General features: G+C 53.0%; 20 protein-coding genes. 19 read left to right on the top strand and 1 reads right to left on the bottom strand.

What is annotated here, in order from left to right; genetic code table 11:
- Positions 1-33 precede the first annotated feature (33 nt).
- The 16 genes from hflX (at position 34) to KI367_RS06415 (ending at position 18,135) form a co-directional block, all read left to right on the top strand.
- Complete coding sequence (gene hflX, locus KI367_RS06340; protein ID WP_212948457.1) at positions 34-1,353, top strand: GTPase HflX; 1,320 nt, start codon at positions 34-36, stop codon at positions 1,351-1,353.
- Positions 1,354-1,355: 2 nt separating this feature from the next.
- Positions 1,356-2,609, top strand: a complete 1,254-nt coding sequence (locus KI367_RS06345) for a methionine gamma-lyase family protein (protein WP_212948459.1) — start codon at positions 1,356-1,358, stop codon at positions 2,607-2,609.
- Between the two features lie 84 nt (positions 2,610-2,693).
- A complete protein-coding gene (locus KI367_RS06350) occupies positions 2,694-3,107 on the top strand; it encodes a MerR family transcriptional regulator (protein WP_036708262.1) in 414 nt (137 codons plus the stop codon).
- A gap of 30 nt (positions 3,108-3,137) precedes the next feature.
- A complete protein-coding gene (glnA, locus tag KI367_RS06355; protein WP_212948461.1) occupies positions 3,138-4,466 on the top strand; it encodes a type I glutamate--ammonia ligase in 1,329 nt (442 codons plus the stop codon).
- A gap of 120 nt (positions 4,467-4,586) precedes the next feature.
- Positions 4,587-5,195, top strand: coding sequence for a DL-endopeptidase inhibitor IseA family protein (locus KI367_RS06360; protein WP_212948463.1), 609 nt, complete (start codon positions 4,587-4,589; stop codon positions 5,193-5,195).
- Positions 5,196-5,460: 265 nt separating this feature from the next.
- On the top strand, positions 5,461-7,524 hold the full coding sequence (locus tag KI367_RS06365; RefSeq protein WP_306433220.1) for a bifunctional diguanylate cyclase/phosphodiesterase: 2,064 nt from the start codon (positions 5,461-5,463) through the stop codon (positions 7,522-7,524).
- 213 nt (positions 7,525-7,737) lie between these two features.
- The gene (locus KI367_RS06370) at positions 7,738-7,854 is read left to right on the top strand and encodes a hypothetical protein (RefSeq protein WP_036708264.1); all 117 of its coding nucleotides are present in this window, start codon (positions 7,738-7,740) and stop codon (positions 7,852-7,854) included.
- 468 nt (positions 7,855-8,322) lie between these two features.
- Positions 8,323-9,708, top strand: coding sequence for a Na+/H+ antiporter NhaC (gene nhaC, locus KI367_RS06375; RefSeq protein WP_212948465.1), 1,386 nt, complete (start codon positions 8,323-8,325; stop codon positions 9,706-9,708).
- Positions 9,709-9,925: 217 nt separating this feature from the next.
- Positions 9,926-10,099 (top strand): hypothetical protein, encoded by a 174-nt coding sequence (locus tag KI367_RS06380; RefSeq protein ID WP_156124534.1) that lies wholly within the window; start codon positions 9,926-9,928, stop codon positions 10,097-10,099.
- A 166-nt stretch (positions 10,100-10,265) separates the two neighbouring features.
- Positions 10,266-10,439, top strand: coding sequence for a hypothetical protein (locus KI367_RS06385; protein WP_156124535.1), 174 nt, complete (start codon positions 10,266-10,268; stop codon positions 10,437-10,439).
- Between the two features lie 166 nt (positions 10,440-10,605).
- Positions 10,606-11,949 (top strand): extracellular solute-binding protein, encoded by a 1,344-nt coding sequence (locus KI367_RS06390; RefSeq protein WP_212948467.1) that lies wholly within the window; start codon positions 10,606-10,608, stop codon positions 11,947-11,949.
- 88 nt (positions 11,950-12,037) lie between these two features.
- Complete coding sequence (locus tag KI367_RS06395; protein WP_212948469.1) at positions 12,038-12,928, top strand: carbohydrate ABC transporter permease; 891 nt, start codon at positions 12,038-12,040, stop codon at positions 12,926-12,928.
- Positions 12,929-12,942: 14 nt separating this feature from the next.
- Positions 12,943-13,821: a carbohydrate ABC transporter permease gene (locus KI367_RS06400; protein ID WP_212948471.1), complete on the top strand. Its 879-nt coding sequence runs from the start codon at positions 12,943-12,945 to the stop codon at positions 13,819-13,821.
- A gap of 88 nt (positions 13,822-13,909) precedes the next feature.
- Positions 13,910-15,724, top strand: coding sequence for a sensor histidine kinase (locus KI367_RS06405; RefSeq protein ID WP_246536701.1), 1,815 nt, complete (start codon positions 13,910-13,912; stop codon positions 15,722-15,724).
- Complete coding sequence (locus tag KI367_RS06410) at positions 15,702-16,895, top strand: response regulator transcription factor (protein ID WP_212948475.1); 1,194 nt, start codon at positions 15,702-15,704, stop codon at positions 16,893-16,895. Before KI367_RS06405 ends, KI367_RS06410 begins: the two co-directional genes overlap by 23 nt.
- Positions 16,896-17,103: 208 nt before the next feature.
- On the top strand, positions 17,104-18,135 hold the full coding sequence (locus tag KI367_RS06415) for a serine hydrolase domain-containing protein (RefSeq protein WP_246536719.1): 1,032 nt from the start codon (positions 17,104-17,106) through the stop codon (positions 18,133-18,135).
- A 66-nt stretch (positions 18,136-18,201) separates the two neighbouring features.
- Here the strand turns inward: KI367_RS06415 and lexA are convergent, their stop codons facing one another.
- Positions 18,202-18,828, bottom strand: coding sequence for a transcriptional repressor LexA (gene lexA / locus KI367_RS06420; protein ID WP_212948478.1), 627 nt, complete (start codon positions 18,826-18,828; stop codon positions 18,202-18,204).
- Between the two features lie 193 nt (positions 18,829-19,021).
- Between lexA and yneA the strand changes: the two genes are divergently transcribed.
- The 3 genes from yneA to KI367_RS06435 all read left to right on the top strand — a co-directional run bounded on the left by yneA (position 19,022) and on the right by KI367_RS06435 (position 20,278).
- Positions 19,022-19,402 carry a cell division suppressor protein YneA gene (gene yneA, locus KI367_RS06425; protein WP_036711909.1) on the top strand — a complete coding sequence of 127 codons (381 nt, stop codon included), beginning with the start codon at positions 19,022-19,024 and terminating at the stop codon, positions 19,400-19,402.
- Between the two features lie 101 nt (positions 19,403-19,503).
- A complete protein-coding gene (locus KI367_RS06430; RefSeq protein WP_036711911.1) occupies positions 19,504-19,698 on the top strand; it encodes a DUF896 domain-containing protein in 195 nt (64 codons plus the stop codon).
- Positions 19,699-19,732: 34 nt separating this feature from the next.
- The gene (locus tag KI367_RS06435; protein WP_036711913.1) at positions 19,733-20,278 is read left to right on the top strand and encodes a hypothetical protein; all 546 of its coding nucleotides are present in this window, start codon (positions 19,733-19,735) and stop codon (positions 20,276-20,278) included.
- Positions 20,279-20,283: the final 5 nt, after the last annotated feature.

A 20,283-nucleotide genomic window follows, 5' to 3' on the forward strand; every position in this document is an offset into this window, starting at 1 on the left:
CTGTAAGGCTGCGGAAAAAGGGGCTCTTATTCATTGGCACATACCACATATGACACGAATATGACCATACGCGACCGGGCGGTGCTGGTCAGCCTCGTCACGGACGAGGTCAAACGATCGGGCATCAACCCGGAGCATTCGCTGCAGGAACTTGTCAGCTTGGCCGAAACGGCCGGCGTCGAGGTGCTGGACGTGATTCCCCAAAACCGCGACGTGCCGGATGCCCGCTGGCTGATCGGAAAAGGCAAGGTGGAGGAACTGCGCCAGGCGATTCTTGCCGTGCAAGCAAACACCGCGATTTTCGATCATGATCTTTCGGGCGCGCAGGTCCGCAATTTGGAGCAGAGCCTGGACGTCAAAATCATCGACCGCACGCAGCTTATTTTGGATATTTTTGCGCAGCGCGCCAAAACGCGCGAAGGCATCATTCAGGTGGAGCTGGCACAGCTATCCTACCTGCTTCCGCGCCTGTCCGGCCACGGCAAAAATTTGTCGCGGCTCGGCGGGGGCATCGGGACGAGAGGCCCGGGGGAAAGCAAGCTCGAAACGGACAGACGCCATATTCGCAGCCGCATCGGCGACTTGAAAAGGCAGCTTGAGGCGGTCATCAAACACCGCAAGCTGCACCGGGGCCGGAGGCAAAAAAGCGGCGCCATCCAGGTCGCGCTCGTCGGCTATACGAATGCGGGAAAATCAACCCTGCTTAAACAGTTGACCAGCGCCGATGTATACATCGAAAACCAGCTGTTTGCGACGCTCGATCCGACCTCGCGCACGCTGGAGCTTCCGGGGGGAAGCGAAGTCATTTTGACGGATACGGTCGGGTTCATCCAAAATCTCCCCCATGACCTTGTGGCGGCATTCCGGGCGACGTTGGAGGAAGCTAACGAAGCCGATCTCATTTTGCATGTCGTCGATGCTTCGTCTCCGATGCGGGAAGAGCAGATGAAGGTCGTCGATTCGATTTTGGAAGATTTGGGGGCTGCCGACAAACCGCAGCTGGTTTTGTTCAACAAAAAGGATGTTTGCACGCAAGAGCAGCTGGAGATGCTGCCTACCGGTCCCGGGCATTTGAAGATCAGCGCGTTGGACGAAGGCGATTTGCTTGCCGTGAAACAGGCGATCCAGGAACGTTTGTCCGGGGGAATCCTGTCGTTCCGGGTGCCTTCCGAGGATGGCAACGCCATGGCTTTGCTGTACCGGATCGGGGACGTTGTGGAGCAAAAATCCGAAGAACATGATATGATTTATAAGGTACAGGTTCACAAACCCGATTACGATAAATGGGGGCATATGGTCGAACCTTATCTGATCAGGGATGAAACGGGAAAAAGCAGAGGGGAAATTCGATAGACATGGTACAATTCGCAGAACAATTGGAACAATGGAAGGAAGCCGCGGAAGAGCGGATAACGGAGAGGTTTCGGCAGCTGGATCGCGTGATCGACCACAATCAATGGAAGGTCATCGAAGCGTTCCAGAAGCATCAAGTCAGCGATTTTCATTTTGCAGGCTCGACGGGGTATGCTTATAACGACCGGGGAAGAGAAGTGCTGGATCTGGTATATGCGGACGTATTCGGGGCCGAAGCCGCCCTGGTGCGCCCGCATTTTGCTTCAGGCACGCATACGATTTCCACAGCTCTTTTCGGGGTATTGAGACCCGGCGATGAGCTGTTTTACATTACGGGGCGCCCGTACGATACGCTGCATAAGGTGATCGGCCAAAAAGGCGACGGGACGGGGTCGCTGAGGGATTTTGGCATCACGTACCGGGAGGCCGCCTTGACGGCGGACGGAGGCATCGACTGGGATGCGGTGCGCGCAGGCATCCATGAATCGACGAAGGTAATCGGCATCCAGCGCTCGCGGGGTTATGATTGGCGCTCATCGTTTACCGTCGGCGAAATCGGCGACATGGTGAAAAAAGTGAAGGAGATCAAGCCGGACGTCATCGTGTTCGTCGACAACTGCTACGGGGAATTTACGGAAACGATGGAGCCGACGGAGGCAGGCGCCGACCTGATCGCCGGCTCGCTGATCAAAAACCCGGGCGGCGGCATTGCGGAAACCGGCGGGTATATTTGCGGCCGGCAGCATCTGGTGGACCTGTGCGCATACAGGCTGACCGCACCGGGCATCGGCAGCGAAGTCGGGGCCATGCTCGGGACGACGCGCGGCATTTACCAGGGGCTGTTTCTCGCGCCTACCCTTGTGGGACAAGCATTAAAAGGAAGTATTTTTGCGGCGGCCATGTTCGAGCAGGCGGGATTCGTCACCAAGCCGGCATGGAACGAAGCGCGAACGGATTTGATCCAAGCCATCTCGTTTAAAGAAGCCGGACACCTGATCGCATTCGTGCAGGGCATCCAACGGGCAGCCGCGGTGGACAGCCATGTCGTTCCCGAACCTTGGGACATGCCGGGTTACGATCATCCGGTGATTATGGCCGCAGGGACGTTCATTCAGGGGGGGAGCTTGGAATTGTCCGCGGACGCGCCGATTCGAGAACCTTACATCGGGTATATGCAGGGCGGCTTGACCTATTCCCATGTCAAGTTTGGGGTCATGTTGGCCTTGCAACGGATGATAGACCAAAAATTATTGTGAGTTTTTCTGACATGTCATTGACGCGACAGATCAGGAAAGGTACAATATGAGTGAGAAAAGTTAACTGGAAGGTTGAGATGAGTCATGGGTGATGAGATTCGCAGAAACATGGCATTGTTCCCGATTGGGATTGTGATGAAATTGACCGATTTGTCCGCCCGACAAATCCGGTACTATGAACAGCATAACCTGATAGTTCCTGCGCGCACCTCGGGCAATCAAAGGCTGTTCTCCTTTAATGACGTGGAAAGATTGCTTGAAATCAAATCCTTGATCGAAAAAGGCGTCAATATTGCCGGCATCAAGCAAGTGATGAACCCGGTGTCCAAGGAATCGGAGGAAGCGACCGTCATTACCGCGGACACGGAAGTAAAGCGGAAAGAGATGACGGAATCGCAGCTGCACCGGTTGCTCAAGCAGCAGCTTGTTTCGGGTAAGAGACCGGGCCAGGTATCTTTGATCCAAGGCGAGTTGTCCCGGTTTTTTAATAAAAAATAACGAGTCATAATAGGAAAGGGAGAGGATCTTGTGAGCTACACAAAAGAAGATATTCTTCGCATCGCCGAGGAAGAAAACGTCCGTTTCATCCGCCTTCAATTCACCGACTTGCTCGGTACGGTCAAAAACGTGGAAATTCCCGTCAGCCAATTGAAAAAAGCCCTTGACAATAAAATGATGTTCGACGGTTCTTCCATCGAAGGTTATGTTCGTATCGAGGAATCCGACATGTACCTGTACCCGGACCTGGACACATGGGTGATTTTCCCTTGGGTTACCGAAGATCGCGTCGCGCGTCTGATCTGCGACGTTTACATGCCGGACGGCACGCCGTTTGCCGGAGATCCGCGCGGCATTTTGAAGCGCAACCTGAAGGAAGCCGAAAAAATGGGCTATACCTCTATGAACGTCGGTCCTGAACCTGAATTTTTCCTGTTCAAAACCGATGAGAAAGGCAACCCGACGATGGAGCTGAACGACCAAGGCGGTTATTTCGACCTGGCTCCGACTGACTTGGGCGAAAACTGCCGCCGCGAAATCGTGCTTACGCTCGAGGAAATGGGCTTTGAAATCGAAGCTTCCCACCACGAAGTGGCCCCGGGACAGCATGAAATCGACTTTAAATATGAAAATGCCATTAAGGCAGCGGATCAGATCCAAACGTTTAAGCTGGTCGTAAAAACGATCGCCCGCCAGCACGGCTTGCATGCGACGTTTATGCCTAAACCGCTGTTTGGCGTGAACGGCTCAGGCATGCACTGCCACCAATCGCTCTTCAAAGGCGACGTCAACGCGTTTTACGACGAGTCCGACGAGCTGGGCCTGAGCAAGGAAGCCCGTTACTACATGGCCGGCATCCTGAAGCACGCGCGCGCGTTTGCGGCGATCACCAACCCGACCGTAAACTCCTACAAACGTCTGGTTCCGGGTTACGAAGCTCCATGTTACGTAGCATGGTCCGGCAGCAACCGCAGCCCGATGATCCGGATCCCGGCTTCCCGCGGTCTCAGCACGCGCGTCGAAGTCCGCAACCCGGACCCTGCGGCGAATCCTTATCTGGCGCTTGCCGTCATGCTTCGCGCCGGTTTGGACGGCATCAGCAAAGAAATGCCGCTTCCTGCGCCGATCGACCGCAATATCTATGTGATGTCCGAAGAAGAGCGCATCGAAGAAGGCATCCCAAGCCTGCCGGCTGACTTGAAAGAAGCGCTGAACGAACTCGTTCGCGACGAAGTCATCGTCGAAGCGCTGGGCGATCATGCCATGTCCCACTTCTATGAGCTGAAAGAAATCGAATGGGATATGTACCGCACGCAAGTTCATCAATGGGAACGCGATCAATACATGACGCTTTATTAATTCCAAAATCCCTTGCGCCGTCCGGCGTGAGGGGTTTTAATTTTGATGAAAAAAGATCCGTCGGCGCAAAGCTGAAACATATTGTCCGCTTGCTTCGTATAGATGGTGGAGGCGATACATATGAAACGAAATAAAAGATTAACTTTTACGCTGACTGCGGCAGTCCTGGGCTTAAGCATGTCGATGTCCACGGGTGCCGCTGCAGCGGGAGCAGGAAACCAACAAACGCAAGGGCAAGCACAAAAGGCGGAAAAGGTGGTTGTTACCGATCCGACAGCCATCACCAAGCTCAACAGCACAAGCGTGCCGCCACTGATCGTTGAGGCCGAAAAAAGATATTTTTACGCCATGGGCGGCGGCAAGGGTTCGACCGATGTTTTCGAAATCAACGGCCAACAATACCGCTATTTGTCCGATGACATCGGAACCCGCGCAAAACTGATGGATTACCTGAAGCAAGCCTACACGGAAAAAGCGGCGGCTTACTTTGTCGACAAATATTTCATCAGCCATGGCGGACGTCTGGCACAACTGAATGCCGATACGGGGAATATACTTGAATTTGGCAAGGCGACCGCCAAAATGCTGTCCATGACGCCGACGCAACGGGTGTACAAGTTGTGCGTCCCTTACCCGGAACACCTGCAGGGGCCCGAATATATAACGGTAAAATTCGAAAAGGTCGGGGACCACTGGCGGGTGGGGACTGCTCCGCATGCCGTTTTTTAATGTTCTACCGGTTCGATATGACACCATAAATCAATAAGTCCGGCCAGCAGTCTGATTAAAAAATGCTCGCTTTGGAACGAACGTCCGGAGAACCTCGGGGTTTAACGGATCGTACGCCAAAGGGGCATTTTTTTTGCGGTTTCCATATAGGAGAAGCGGGAGGGTGAATAGGACTGGATCTGAAATCCATATTCAGGCCGTCAAAGATTGTGATAAAATGTAGAAGAATGTAGACAAAACGGTGTCATACGACTCGAAGAGCTTGTTGACAACAAGGAGTGAGCTTTCCATCTTTCTGCTACAGGAAACGTATAACCACTGGGTCGTCATCCTTTCATTGATCATTGCCGTTTTTGCGTCCTATTCGGCGCTGAACCTTGCGTCGAAAATATCCGGGTCCCAGGGATCGACGCAAAAATGGTGGTTGATCGCAGGTTCATGCGTCATGGGGTGCGGTGTATGGGCCATGCATTTTGTCGGCATGCTCGCGTTCCACCTCAATGTACATATCCATTATGATTTATCGGTTACGCTGCTTTCCATGTTATGCAGCATCGTTGCTTCGTTCATCGCTTTTCAAATCTTGTTGTCCAAGCGGATCGATTGGCGCAAATTTGGCGTGAGCGGTTTTATTATGGGCAGCGGGATCGTGGCCATGCATTACACGGGGATGGCTGCCATGCGGCTTCCCGCGACGGTGGCGTACGACAGGGGCTACTGGCTGCTTTCAGCGGCAATCGCCTTGGCGGCATCGTATGTGGCCTTGTTCCTTTTCATTAAATTTCGGGATAACGTCTCGGTGAGCTGGTGGAAATGGGCTTCCGCCTTGCTCATGGGAATCGCCATATGCGGGATGCATTTTACCGGGATGGGGGCTGCCGATTTTTGGTGCGGGGATGCCAGTGCCCTGATTGCGACCGATAACGGGGAAGTCAACCTCGTTTTATTGTCCGGCGTCACCTTGGCAACCTTTTTTATGCTTATGGTTTCGTGGGGAGCGATGTTTTTCGATCGGCATGTTTTGGAGAAAATGGCTTATAGCGACCCGCTAACCGGACTTCCCAACCGGCATGATCTCAATCGTTTTCTTAAAGACGGCGTCGACGGCTCGCGCGAAACGGCGGTGATTTTTATCGATTTGGACCGCTTCAAAACGAGTAACGATACGCTGGGTCATGATATCGGCGATATGCTTGTACAAGAGGTCGGAAGAAGGTTAAGCGGGTTAACGGGCGAAGGCCGGAAAGTATTCCGCCTTGGCGGGGATGAGTTTTTGATTGCGGCTGAACGATGCAGCCAAGATCAGGCTGAACAGCTTGCCGGAGACATTTTGGAGGCGATCACCAAGCCGTTTGACCTCAAAGGGAATGAGCTTTACATCACGGCCAGCGTTGGGATCAGTCTGGCGCCGAAGCACGGAACGGACCGCGAGTCGCTCCTCAAGGCATCCGATACGGCAATGTACAATGCCAAAAAGGCGGGAAAAAACCGGTTTTGCGTGTTTGACGATGAAATGGATCAAATGCTGCTTCGCCGTCTCGAATTGGAAAAAGACATGCGGGGCGCCTTGGAACGTAAGGAATTTTATATCGTTTATCAGCCGAAGTGGAATGCGTTAACGGAAAAAGCCGTCGGTTTCGAATCGCTGATGCGCTGGCCGCATCCGAAATTCGGCGATGTTTCCCCCAGCGAATTTATTCCGATTGCCGAGGAAACGGGATTGATCATTCCCATGACCCGATGGGTGTTCTCCGAAGTGGGCAAGCTGCTTCAACAATGGATGGAAAAAGGCGTGCCGCTGCTCCCCGTATCGATCAACGTATCCGTTCGTTTATTCGAAAGCCGGCAGTTGATTGAAATGACCCGTACATTACTGGAGTCCGCGAATTTATCTCCGCATGTTATCGAGCTTGAAATTACCGAATCCATGATGCTGTACGATGTGAAGGACATGATCAGGCAGCTCAGCGAGCTTCGCAGCCTCGGCGTTCGAATTTCGATGGACGACTTCGGGTCGGGGTATTCGTCGCTCGGGACGTTGGATCAAATTCCGATTGACACGATCAAAATCGATCAGCTTTTTATCAGGGAAAGCGATTCGCCCGCCAAAAGGGCCATCGTGGGCGCGATCATCGAGATGGCTCTCAACCTGCAGCTGGACCTTGTCGCCGAGGGAGTGGAAACCGTGGAACAAATCGACTTTCTTCGGTCCTCCGGATGCAATGTGATGCAGGGATACTATTATGGAAAGCCGATGGACGTGAGCGAAATGGACAATTGGATCGCCCGGAATATGGACGAACGCCTCACGGAAGACAGTAGGCTTTAAGAAAACGATCGGTCATAAATATGGCGCTGCCAGCCGATCATTCATAGGATTTGATCTTAAAGCCGCGCTTATCCCTCCGTATTTTTGCATACACCGGCAGTATCCCAGGAGAGTAAACTCATATCTATTTTCGCAAGGAGTTTCCTATTTGCCCTTCCCTTCCAAAAGCATAATCATAAGATAAAGTATGCTTCTGAAAAGGAGGGTGAACACATGAGTGAAGTCGTTGGAGGCGTAGGCGGTTACGGCCATGGCGGGTATGGCAGCATCGGTGCGATTCTGGTTCTCTTTATTTTGCTCGTTATCATCACCAAAGCTTTCATTTACTAATTTCGTATTTTCAAAGCTCTTGCCGGCATGCCGGCAGGAGCTTTTTCGCGTTCCCTTAATGAAGGGGGTCAAGGCATCAGCGGCATGCTGACGAACTTATACCATAAGTATAATAATCCCAGCGGGATGCAGCAGATCAGGCCAATCCCCATGACGATCATCCGGTTTTTCCAAGACCCGTTCATGCAGCGTACCTCTCCTTCAAAATGCCATACATCGTTTAAAACGCAATGAAACCGTATTTTGTTACGCTTCTTTCTGATTTTTTTGGCTGAAAAATCCTGCAATGCATGTTCATAACATTGACTCGGCCGTGGTTTTGGTATATATTGTTCCCCTGTGCTTCAATGCAAAAAAGCCAAAAAGCATAAAAGCAAAGAAGGACTTGTTTACGGATCAAACAAAGCGGACGGAGACGTCATGCAATTTCCCTGTCTGCGACAATTATGTACAAGGAGTATCATCTTCATGGACCGACAGCTCACTTTTTCGAAAAGCATTTTGATTATTGCATTTATTCTTGCGCTATTGTTCATCTCGATTTTTCTGCTCAAAGCGGAGCCGCATCTTCCGCTGCTCGCCGCAACGGTCGGGACCGCAGCTTTGCTGCGACTGTTCGGCATTCCTTGGAAGAAGCTTGAAGCTTCCATCCTTCAAGGCATTCAAACGGCCATTATGCCGATTCTCATCCTTTCGCTGATCGGCATTTTGATCGCCGTATGGATGATGAGCGGGACGGTGCCGACGATCTTATATTACGGCATGGATTATATCAAACCGCATTTATTTGCGGTGAGCGCGTTATACGTCACCATCGTCGTGTCGATGTTTACCGGAAGCTCGTTTACGACCGTCAGCACCGTCGGCGTCGCCTTTATGGGGATTGCCGCGACGACGGGAGTTTCCCCGGCGTTGGCCGCGGGAGCGGTCATCTGCGGGGCTTGCTTCGGGGATAAAATGTCGCCGCTATCCGATACGACGATTTTTGCCCCGGCCGTGGCCGGCATTCCCATCTTTACGCACATCCGCAACATGCTCTACACGACGGTGCCGGCGCTCATCGTCACGACGATATTTTTCTTGTTCGCGCCAAGCGCCGGCACGGTCGATTTATCGTCCATCGAGCAAATCAAGTTTGCGCTGCAGGATGGGTTTCGCATTCATTGGCTTACGTTGCTGTCGCCGATTGCCGTCATTGCCTGCTCGATCAAACGGATGCCGATTCTCCCTACGCTGATCGTCGGCATCGCGACCGGTCTGCTGGTGACGGCTGTCGTTCAACGCGAGACGGCAATCGACGTATGGTTTCAGGTCATGCAAAGCGGCTATCAAACGGCCAGCGCCAACGAAACGGTCGCATCGATCGTAAACCGGGGAGGTTTGCAGTCGATGATGTGGTCCGTCTCGCTGATCCTGATCGCGCTGTCGCTGGGCGGATTGCTGCAGCATTGCGGCGTCATCGAAGCTTTTTTCAAAAAGGTCGTTCAGCCTTTAAAACGCGGCAGCAGCATCGTTTTGATGACGGGCGCGTCCTCGATCGCGGTAAACGCCATGACGGGCGAGCAATATTTGTCCATTCTTTTGCCGGGTCAAATGTTCAAGGACGAATATAACCGCAGAAAACTGCCCGCAAAAACGCTGTCCCGAACCCTCGAAGATTGCGGCACGCTCGTGAATCCGCTTGTTCCCTGGGGCGTCAGCGGCGCTTTTTTTGCGGCTGCGCTCGGGGTTCCGGTGCCAGAATACGTTCCGTACGCCGTCTTGCTGTGGATAAGCCCCCTCATTACGTTCGGATATGCGCTTATACCGAAGCTGCAAAAGAACGCGCTTGGCCCAAACACATGGTCTGCTTAATATGACGTCTACGCTCGGCCTTGCCGCCTAATGGATTAGGGGCAAGGCCTTTTTGCTTTGCAATTGCGGCACCCGTGGCGGAAACCGGGGGGCTCTAGGCATCATTGTCGGTCCGCGCACATAAGGAGAGGAACCTTAGCGCATAGTAAAAAACGAATCCTGCCCTTACTGGGGAGGTCGATCCATATCACAGGATGCAGAAGGGAGGGGAGCGCTTATGCTGAAAAGCAATAAATATAAAGAGGCCGAAGCGGACCGTTTGAATTTTCACGACCAAACCGACGACGTCGTCGGACGCGAGCCTGCCACAACGAATGTCGACGATGCCGTCGCGGCCATGACCTCGCATATCAATAAATACGACGTCCCGGACGAACTCGAAGAAAAATAACCAACAGGGAAGCGCGCACAGGTGGATCTGATGCGTGCTTTTTATTTTGTTGGCGGATGCGGATCGGCCTCATCATCCATGTCGTTTCGATTTACAAAATCACCCATATTATGTAATCTGGTAGAAACATATTCGAGATCTTAGATATGGGGAAGGAGCATCGGACATGAACGGTCAAGACGAACGTTTGCTGGCGTTGGAAGAACGGGTAGCCGAACTTGAGGATCAGCTCCGCGAAACGCGGAAGGGGTCGAAAGGACTGCGGATCGTGTTGTACATCATTTACGGCGTATTTATTTTATTGATTTTGCTTGGCGTTCTGCAATTCGTGTCGGTCTAACCTGCGGCTGCATATAACACTGAGCGAGTCCTCCCGGCTTGGGGGGATTTTCTATTTTTGGAGCGATATCTATAGAAAACAAACCTAAAACCTGAATTTCTCACCTCCCGATCTTTGCCGTTTCCCTGCATAATGGGTTCATACCAAACAAAAAGGGGAATAAGCGATGGCAAAAATGTCGAAATGGCTAAGCTTGGCGATGGCAGGCGCGTTGGCTTTCAGTTTAACGGCATGCGGCGGCAAAGCCGATGAAGGAAGCGCTTCGTCGGGAGCGGGAACCGGCGGCGACAAGGCCGGCACGGTGAAAGAGAAAAACGTCACGATCACATTCCAAAACATTTATCCGGATCCGACCGATCCGAAAAACAAATTGATGAACAAGCTGGTGAAGCAATACGAATCGGAGCATCCGAACATCAAAATCGAGCTCGACTCCCTGAACACCGATCAGCAAAAGCTGAAGCTGAAAACGCAAGCGGCGTCCAAAGAGGTGCCGGACATTACCGTGGTCAACCCGGCCGCGCAAATGCAGCCGTTCGTGGAAGCGAAGCTGCTCGCGCCGCTGGACGACATGCTGGACCAAAACGGATTGCGGGGCACGTTCCAGGACGGGCTTCTCGATTGGTACAGCTTTGACGGCCATACCTATGCCGTGCCGGACGGCAACAACATCGGCGTGGTGTACTACAACAAGGAGCTTTTCGAAAAAGGCGGCGTCCAGGTACCGACGACGTTCGAAGAAATGGTCGATGTCGTCAAAACGCTGAAATCCAAGGGCATCCAACCGATGGCGATCGGCGAAAAAGACACCTGGACGGGATCGTTCCTGTTCATGAACATGCTGCTTCGGACCAACAACGGCCCGGGCTTCCTGAAAGACGTGCTCGATAAAAAGAAAACGTTCGAAGATCCGGCATTCAAGGAAGCGGTCGACGCGTTCCAAAACCTCATCCAGGCCGGAGCCTTCCAGGAAGGCGTCACGTCTTTCGACTACAACGCAGGCGAAAACCTGTTCAAGACCGGCAAAGCGGCCATGTACTTTATGGGCACGTGGGCGACTGGAGGCATCGAAACGTCTTCCGTCAACGGAAAAGTCGGCGTATTCAAGTTCCCGACGATCAACGGCAAAGGCAATCCGGACGAGTTCATGCTGGCGCCGGGCAGCGCGTTTGCGATCTCCGCGGACAGCAAACATCTGGATGAAACGAAGGCGTTCCTGAACTGGTTTATGCTGAACTTCCCGAAAGAAGCGTTCGAAGCCAAAGGCGCAGTGGGAATCGGACAAAAAGTGGACGGCGATTTCAAGGCGGCCGGATACTCCGACATGGCGATGGAGGTGCTGAATCTGTTCAAAGACGTGAAGGGCGGGGATCTGGCGTTCGACAACACGATGAACCCGGGAACGGCGCAAGCTCATCTTGCCAGCATCCAAAACCTGTTCGTGCAGAAAAAGGATTCGGCCGAAGTCGCGAAGGAACATCAATCGGCATTCGAAGCCAACAACAAATAAGCTTGACGTAATGGAGGGAACGCGTGCGAAAGGCGGCATGCCGTTCCCTTCTGCTTCACTAGACCAGACAGAAAAAGGAGGGGTTCCCATGAACGTGCTCAAAGTCTCCCGCTGGACGATCGCCGCGTTTGTGCTGCCTTGCTTGATCTTATACGCAGGAATCGTATTCGTGCCGATCCTCGTCTCCATGTACAGCGGTCTGCTGGAATGGAACGGCATCGGTGAGTCCAGGTTCATCGGGTTCGAAAATTTCAAAAACCTGTTTTTCCATGATCCGGTATTTTGGCCGTCCGTGCGGAGAACGCTGCTGTTTGCCGTGTTTTCGATGGCGGAAATCCCGATTGCGCTGCTTGTGGCCATTTTGCTCAAACGGTATATCCGCAGACCGAATTTTCTCGTGTCGAGTTACTTTTTGCCCGTCATTCTGTCGGTCGTCGTCGTCGGTCAGCTGTGGAAAACGATTTACAATCCCGCGTCGATGGGGGGCATGCTGAACCAGGTGCTGGAAGCGGTGGGCCTAGGATCATGGACGCATGAATGGCTTACCGATCCGTCGGTTGCGATGTATTCGCTGTATTTCGTGGCGCTCTGGCAGTACTTGGGTTACCACACGCTGATCCAGTATACGGGGATATTAAACGTTCCCGAAGAAATCTATGAGGCGGCGCGGATCGATGGCGCCGATGGGTTTGCCGCCGACCGCTACATCACGTTTCCGAACATCATTCCGATCTTCAAAATCTCGATCGTGCTGGCGTTTATCGGTTCGCTGCAGGCTTTTGACATGGTGATGGTGATGACGGGCGGCGGACCCGCGCACGCAACCGACGTCATTTCGACCCATATGTACAACATGTCCTTCCTGTCCATGAAATACGGGTACGGCAGCTCGATTGCGGCATGTTTGGTCGTGCTTTGCCTTGCGGCCACCTTCCTGATCAATCTGATATTCAACAAGCTGGAGAAACGCTTTTCGTAAAGGAGGAAAACGCCATGAATACGAGCTCTGCCGTTACGTTGAACAAGCCGGCGGCCGCTGCCCGCCGCGGACGGTTTTCCGTTGCGAAAACGATCGTCATCCTGTTTTTGTCCATATTGGTGGTCACGCAGGTATATCCGCTGCTATGGCTTGTGCTGTATTCGCTGAAAACGAACGAAGAAATTTTGTCGGGCAGCTTTTTCGCCCTGCCGCACGCTCCGCAATGGAGCAACTATAGCGCGGCGCTCGAGGGGAATTATTTCCGTTATTTGCTGAACAGCTTATTCGTTACGTCGGTGACGATGGCCGCGGTCATTTTGCTGAGCTCCCTGTGCGCGTATGCGATCAGCCGATTCCGCTGGCGATACGGGCAAGGGGTCATGCTGCTGTTCCTGATCGGGATGATGATCCCGATGCAGGCCACGCTGCTGCCGCTCATGATCATTTTCAAAAACATGCACGTGCTGAACACGCATTTGTCGCTGATCCTGCCTTATGTCGCGTTTTCGATGCCGATCGCGGTGTTTATTTTGAGCGGGTTCATGAAAACCATTCCGCATGAAATCGAAGAGTCGGCCGTGATCGACGGGGCCAGCATCTGGCGCATTTTCCGCAGCATCATATTGCCGGTGTCCGTTCCGCCCGTCATGACGGTTTGCATTTTGACGTTCATCAACATTTGGAATGAATACATTTTGGCGGCTACGTTCATTTCGTCGGAAAAGCTCAAAACGCTGCCGTTCGGCGTGAACAGCTTCGTCAGCCAATATTCGGTCAATTACGGCGCGATCGGGGCTTTTCTCGTGCTCGGCGCGCTGCCGGTCATCCTGATCTATTTCTTGTTATCCGATAAAATCACCGAAGGCATGGTGGCAGGCGCCGTCAAGGGCTAATGGGCCAAAAAATCGGGCGGAACAAGCGGCGCATATGCTAAAATGGACACGAAAAGCCCGATGCTTTGAAAGGGGGAAGCCGAGGTACGTGAGACGCTTCCGATCCATACGCAGCCGCTTGTTCCTGCTTTTTATGGGATGCATGACGGGAATCCTGATATTGATGAGCATGCTGTATTACAATCGAACGTTATCGATCATTCACGCCAAGGTGGGCGACATCGCCGAAAAAAACATCTCCCAGACCGCGGGGCTGTTCAACTTGATGCTGCAGGGCTATAACAGCTTGTCCAAATCGCTGAACAGCAACTACGAGCTTACCCGCCTGCTGCAGGAAAAGCCGGACGATCCGGCGGCGGAAATCATCAACGAACGCACCATCACGAACATTATCGGGGCGGCCTACTATTCGCGGGACGATGTGCTGGGCATCCACATATTATCGCCCGACGGCAAGGTGTACAGCTACGAAAGGCAGTTTGCCGGGGTCATCGACAACAACTACGCCCAAACCGAATGGTATAAAAAGCTCGAAGCATCCTCGGGCAACATGGTCTGGCTCGGGTTATACCCCGGTTCGCCGATCAACACGCTGCAGGCGGAAAAGCAGGCGTTCGTGTTCGGGCGCAAGCTGTACGATTTGGATAACCATAAAGAGATCGGAATATTGATGATCGAAACGAACCCGTCTCCGATGATGGAAGCGCTGTCTAACGTGAGCATCAGTCCCGGAACGCAGGTTTACATTTTGGACGAAGCGAAAAAAATCATCGCCTCCTCCGAACGAAAAGGGGCCAAACGTCCGGAACTGGACCGGCTGCCGCAGCCGTCGCCGGAAGATAATATCTTCGTCGACGGCACGTCCAAGGAGCTGATCGTCGCCGCCAACACGACGATGGCCGGGTGGACGATTTACGGCCTGACGCCGAAACGGGACATCCAGGCGGAAGTTTATCGGACGACGAAAGTTTTGGTGGTTGTCGTGCTGGCGCTGATCATTTTATCGACGGTGCTGGCTTCGATCGTCTCCCGCAATATCGCGTCTCCGCTCAAGCTTTTGATCCGGGAGATGAAAAAGGTCGAGATGGGGAATTTCAGCGGTTCGGTCAACGTGGATTCCTTCGACGAAATCAACAGCCTGGTCTCGTCGTTCAACCGGATGGTACACCGGATGGACGAGCTGATCGAAACGATCAAAATTTCGACCGTCAGCGAAAAAAACGCGCAGCTGCAAGCGCTGCAGGCGCAGGTGAATCCGCATTTCCTCTACAACACGCTCGACATGATTTATTGGATGCTGGACGAGCAGGAAAACGAACGGCTGAGCAGGGTGGTTCTGTCGCTTTCGCAAATGTTCAGGTACAGCAGCAATTGGGAAGAAGCGGCGCGAACCACGCTGGGGCGCGAATTAGAGCAAATCGGCCATTACTTGACGATCATCGAAACGCGGCTCGGCGGAAGGCTGCAAACGAACATTGACGCAAACGCTGCCTGGCTGGACGCGCCGCTTCCGAAAATGACGATTCAGCCGATCATCGAAAACGCGGTCAAATACGGTTTGGAGCCGAAGGAAGGCATGGGCGTGCTGAACGTGCGCACGGAAAAGGAAGGGAACAAGCTGCTGATCAAAATCGAGGACAACGGAATGGGCATGGATGCCGGAACGCTGGAACGCGTAAAAGAGACGATGCACGCCAAACATCAGCGGCCGCCGGACGCGGATTCGCCCGGAAGAAGACGCGGTATCGGGCTGCGGAACGTACACGACCGCCTGGTGATGATGTTCGGCGGACCATACGGTTTGAGCATCGAAAGCAAGCCGCTGCAAGGAACGACGGTGACCGTTGCCATACCGATTCCGGCCGAAGGGGAGGACGAAGATGAACATATTGGTGGTGGATGATGAGAGCGTGATCCGGGAGGGGATCAAGCGGACGATCCGCAAAGCGTTTCCCGGCCACCGCGTGCAATTGGCGGAGAATCCGGACGAAGCGGCGCAAATACTCCGGGGCGGCCAGATCGACGTGGTGCTGACGGATATTTTGATGCCAGGCATGACCGGGCTCGAATTGATGCAGGTGTCCCGGAGCAATTATCCGCACGTGAAATGGGTGATCATCTCCGCTTATTCCGAATTTGCTTACGCCAAAGAAGCGGTTAGGCTCGGGGCCAAGGATTATATGCTGAAGCCGATCGGCAAGGAGGCGCTGATTTCGATGATCGGGCGGCTCGGAGAGGAAGTGGAGCGGGACGCCGAGCTGGAGCAGGAAACCCGGCTGCTTCGGAGCAACCTGAAGTTTTTGCGTGAAGCGGTATTCCAGCGCTGGGCGACGGGACTCGACATCGGGAACTTGGACATCGCCCCGTTCGTGGAGCGGTACCCCCGCTTTTATTTGGTGCTGGTCAAAATGGAAAGCGACGACACTGTACATCTCGAGCATTTTATCGTCGAAAACGTGCTGACCGAGCTGATCGAACGCCACGGAAAAGGGTTCGTCACCAGCCTCGACGGCAAAAGCCTGCTGGGCCTTGTGACGCCGGATTCGCCGGACGGGGCAAAGCGCTTGAGCGACGAGCTGCGGCTGCATCTGAAAAAATACGTCAAGGTGCCGTTCCAAGTCGGGCTGTCCGAAGAGATCCGCGACTTTAACAGCATCCCGGCAGCGATCCGGGGGATGGGGAGGAAGTCCGGAACGCTCGAATTCGAATATTACGCCCCGGGCGGAAACCGGGCGGTCGAAGTAGCCCTCCAGTATATCCGGGCGAACTACAATACCGACGTGACGCTGGAAAAGGTCGCCTCCGTCGTCTTTTTGAACCCGGCATACTTCAGCCAAGTGTTCAAGCAAAAAACCGGAAGCGGGTTCAAGGAATACGTCATATCGCTGCGGATGGAAAAAGCGATGGAACTGCTGAAGCATACGCAGCTGAAGCTGATCGACATCGCCGAAAAGGTCGGTTACCAGGACGTCAAACATTTCACGCAGGTTTTCCGCAAGCGGACGAACATGACGCCGACGGAATACCGGCAGCGGGGATGGGAGAAGGACGGGCTGAACCGAGCTTGTCCGTAGAAGGGAAGAAGGATGCGACTCTATATCCGCCTTGGGCCGTGCCAGTTCGACTGGCACGTTTTTTTTCGTTTCTTGCCTAGGAAAGTCCGGATTTGAGCGGTGTTAGGAGATGCTCGCTAGGTTGCTTATTGCCAAAAGGGAACAAATGTTCTATAATTGATGTATTGTTACTTTGCTTGGGGACGGGGGAAGGAAAACAGTGGATCCAATGAGCGTCAGCGAACGGATGGATAGGGAGGGAATTCCCGGGTTAAGCATCGCATTCATTGAGGATGGTTTGATCAGCCATCGGGAGACCTGGGGAAAGCTTGCGGCGGGGGAGACGGAACCGGTCCGGATGGATACGATGTTTAACGCATGTTCCATCAGCAAATTTGCGGCAAGCGTTTTAGCGCTTGTTCTGGTAGAGGAATGCGTCCTTCAATTGGATGAAGAAGCGAACCGGCGCCTGATATCATGGAAGATTCCGGAGCATCCGCAATTCCGTTCCGGCCGCGTCACGCTGCGCAAGCTTCTTGGCCACCAAGCCGGCTTTTCGGATCCCGATGGAAGCTTTCCGACGTTGGCTAAGGACCGCAAAGCTCCGTCCATGGCGGAATTGTTAACAGGATTAACGGTTTATAGGCAGGGGCCTGCTTTACTGGTCGCCGAACCGGGAAGCCGGTTCATCTATTCGGATACGGGATTTTGCGTCATGCAGCTGCTGATCGAAGATGCGGCGGGGGAGCCGTTCGAAAAGCTGATGCAGAAAAAGATATTTGAACCGCTGGGGATGAAAAACAGCCGTTTCGTCATGGACGAATCCGACATTCGGGCGGGATCGGCCGCCGGACATAACCGACATGGCGACCGGTTGGCCAGTCCCTATCCGATTTATCCGTACGCTGCGGCTGCCGGGCTTTGGACGACGCCGACGGACCTCGCGATGTTGGCCGCCGAGTTGATGGCATCGCTGCAAGGGAAGGGGATGTTGGGGATTTCCCCAAAGACCGCAAAGGAAATGTTTGCACCGCAGAACGGTTTTAAGTGGGCCGGGCTGGGCGTATTCATGGAATGCCAGGGCGGGAAGCTGGAGATCAGCTCGCTCGGGTGGGGCAGCGGTTTCCAATGCATGATGACCGTTTATCCCGAGAAAGGCATAGGGGCGGTATGCATGATGAACATGGATCCGGGGGTGCATCAAGCGGAGAGCCTCCTCGGATATATCACAACGATGTGGCAGCAGGAGAAATTCGGCTAACCCAAATAGAAAGCCCTTGTTCTCCTGGAAGAACAAGGGCTTGTCCATTGGCGAGGCCAAAACGGATCAATGAATGTCGCGGAACAAACCGACGACCTTGCCGAGAATGGTCACGTGATTCAAGCGCAGCGGCTCGTAAGACGGATTCTCCGGCTGAAGACGGATATGATCCTTTTCTTTATAGAACGTTTTAACGGTAGCTTCGTCCTCGTCCGTCATGGCAACGACGATATCTCCGTTATCAGCGGTCTGCTGCTGGCGGACGATGACGTAGTCGCCGTTGTGAATGCCCGCCTCGATCATGCTGTCCCCTACGACCGATAGCATAAAGACTTTCTCGTCCCCGACAAAATGCTGGGGCAGAGGGAAATAATCCTCGATATTTTCCGTGGCGGTAATCGGTACGCCGGCCGTAACCTTACCTACCACGGGAACCCGCGCGATCGTTTGCGTGAACAGGTTGCTGCTTTCGGATTCTTCCTGGCCCAAAATTTCAATGGCGCGAGGTTTCGTTGGGTCCCTGCGGATCAATCCCTTTTTCTCCAGTCTGTCCAGATGGCCGTGCACCGTCGAGCTGGAAGCCAGTCCGACGGCTTCGCCGATCTCGCGGACGGAAGGAGGATAACCTTTGGCCCGGACTTCGTTTCTTATAAATTCCAATATCGCTTGCTGCCGGCTAGATATCTTCGACATTCCCCATCAACCCCATTAGTAACGTTTGGTAAAAGTATAACATAGAACTGCCGTTCGTACAAACACAAGTTCTAAAACGGGAACATGATTTTTCCTTCATGGAGAACAATTGTTCGAAAAAACTATTGAACAAAACATGTGTTCGTGTTATATTGTTCTCATACAAGAACAAATGTTTGGAGGAACGGTTAACATGTTAAAATACAGTACATATCAAAGCATATATAATCATGAAATTTCCGGGGGAGACCGCAACGGCGGGAAACTAAAAGAACAGCTTCACGCTTTCCAGGCCATGTTCACACGGCGCCTGATGGTGAAGCTTCTGCTGATCGTCATAATTATGACGGCAGGGTGTACGGGCATGGTACGCGTATTTGCCGGTTCCCCTCAAGACGAGGTGCAAATGGAACAAATCGTTGTATCCCAAGGGGACACGCTATGGCAAATCGCCCGGGATCATAAACCGAAGGACATGGATACCCGCGCATACATTCAGATCATTAAGAAGACGAACCATCTGAAATCCAGCGGCATTCAAGCCGGAGATGTCCTTTCTCTTCCTATATATTAGACTTCGTTTTTACGCCTAAGAGCTTGGTAAGGTTCACGCCTTGACAAGCTCTTTTTCTCATGGCAAAGTTAGGTATGAATTGATTATTGGAGGAGTCATGTATGGATATCGACAGCTTAGTTCAGCGCATTAACGAGCTTGCGCGCAAAGACAAGGAGACTGGCCTGACCAAGGAAGAAACCGAAGAACGTGCGAAATTGCGCGAGAGATATCTTCAAAACGTCCGTCGGAACTTCAGGGCCCAGTTGGATTCGATCGAATGGGTAGAAGACCGCAATGACGGAAAGCGCAAATAAAAATACAGAACATCATGGTTAAGGGGGAAACACGATGTCCCGATCTTGGGAAAGAATGGTTCAGAAAAACTCGGCTCAATTAAACAAGCAGCGTAAAAAACAGGGGAAACCTTCGCTGTATTCCTCGAACGGTTCCGCCACGGCCGACGTCTTCAAAGGGCGGAATTTCGTTCTTCCCATCACGCTGGTAGCGCTTGCCGTCATTTACCTTTTGCTCGGCATGTCGAGCCAGCAGGCGGCGATGAACACCTCCTTGAATTGGATCGTGGTCGGATTGTACGTATTGCTGGCGATCATGATTTTTTTGCGCCGTCCGTTTCTTAAAGTGGACAAAAACACGCTTTCCACGATCAAGTTCAATCGCGACCGGCGTTTGACGGCGGACCAAATCGCCAAAATCAAAGCCGGATCCGGTTCGATCGTGATCGAAATGAAAGGAACGAAGGGGAAAAAGGGCAAGGAAATAAAGGGCGGCAATTGGGTGTTTACCCGTTTGATCAACCGCTACGATACCGAAGCCATGGCCGAACGTCTCGAGCGTTTTGCCGCCTCTTTTAATATTCCGTTTGAAAAACAATAGAACAG

Source organism: Paenibacillus cookii (assembly GCF_018333375.1).
GTDB classification, from domain to species: domain Bacteria; phylum Bacillota; class Bacilli; order Paenibacillales; family Paenibacillaceae; genus Paenibacillus_AQ; species Paenibacillus_AQ cookii.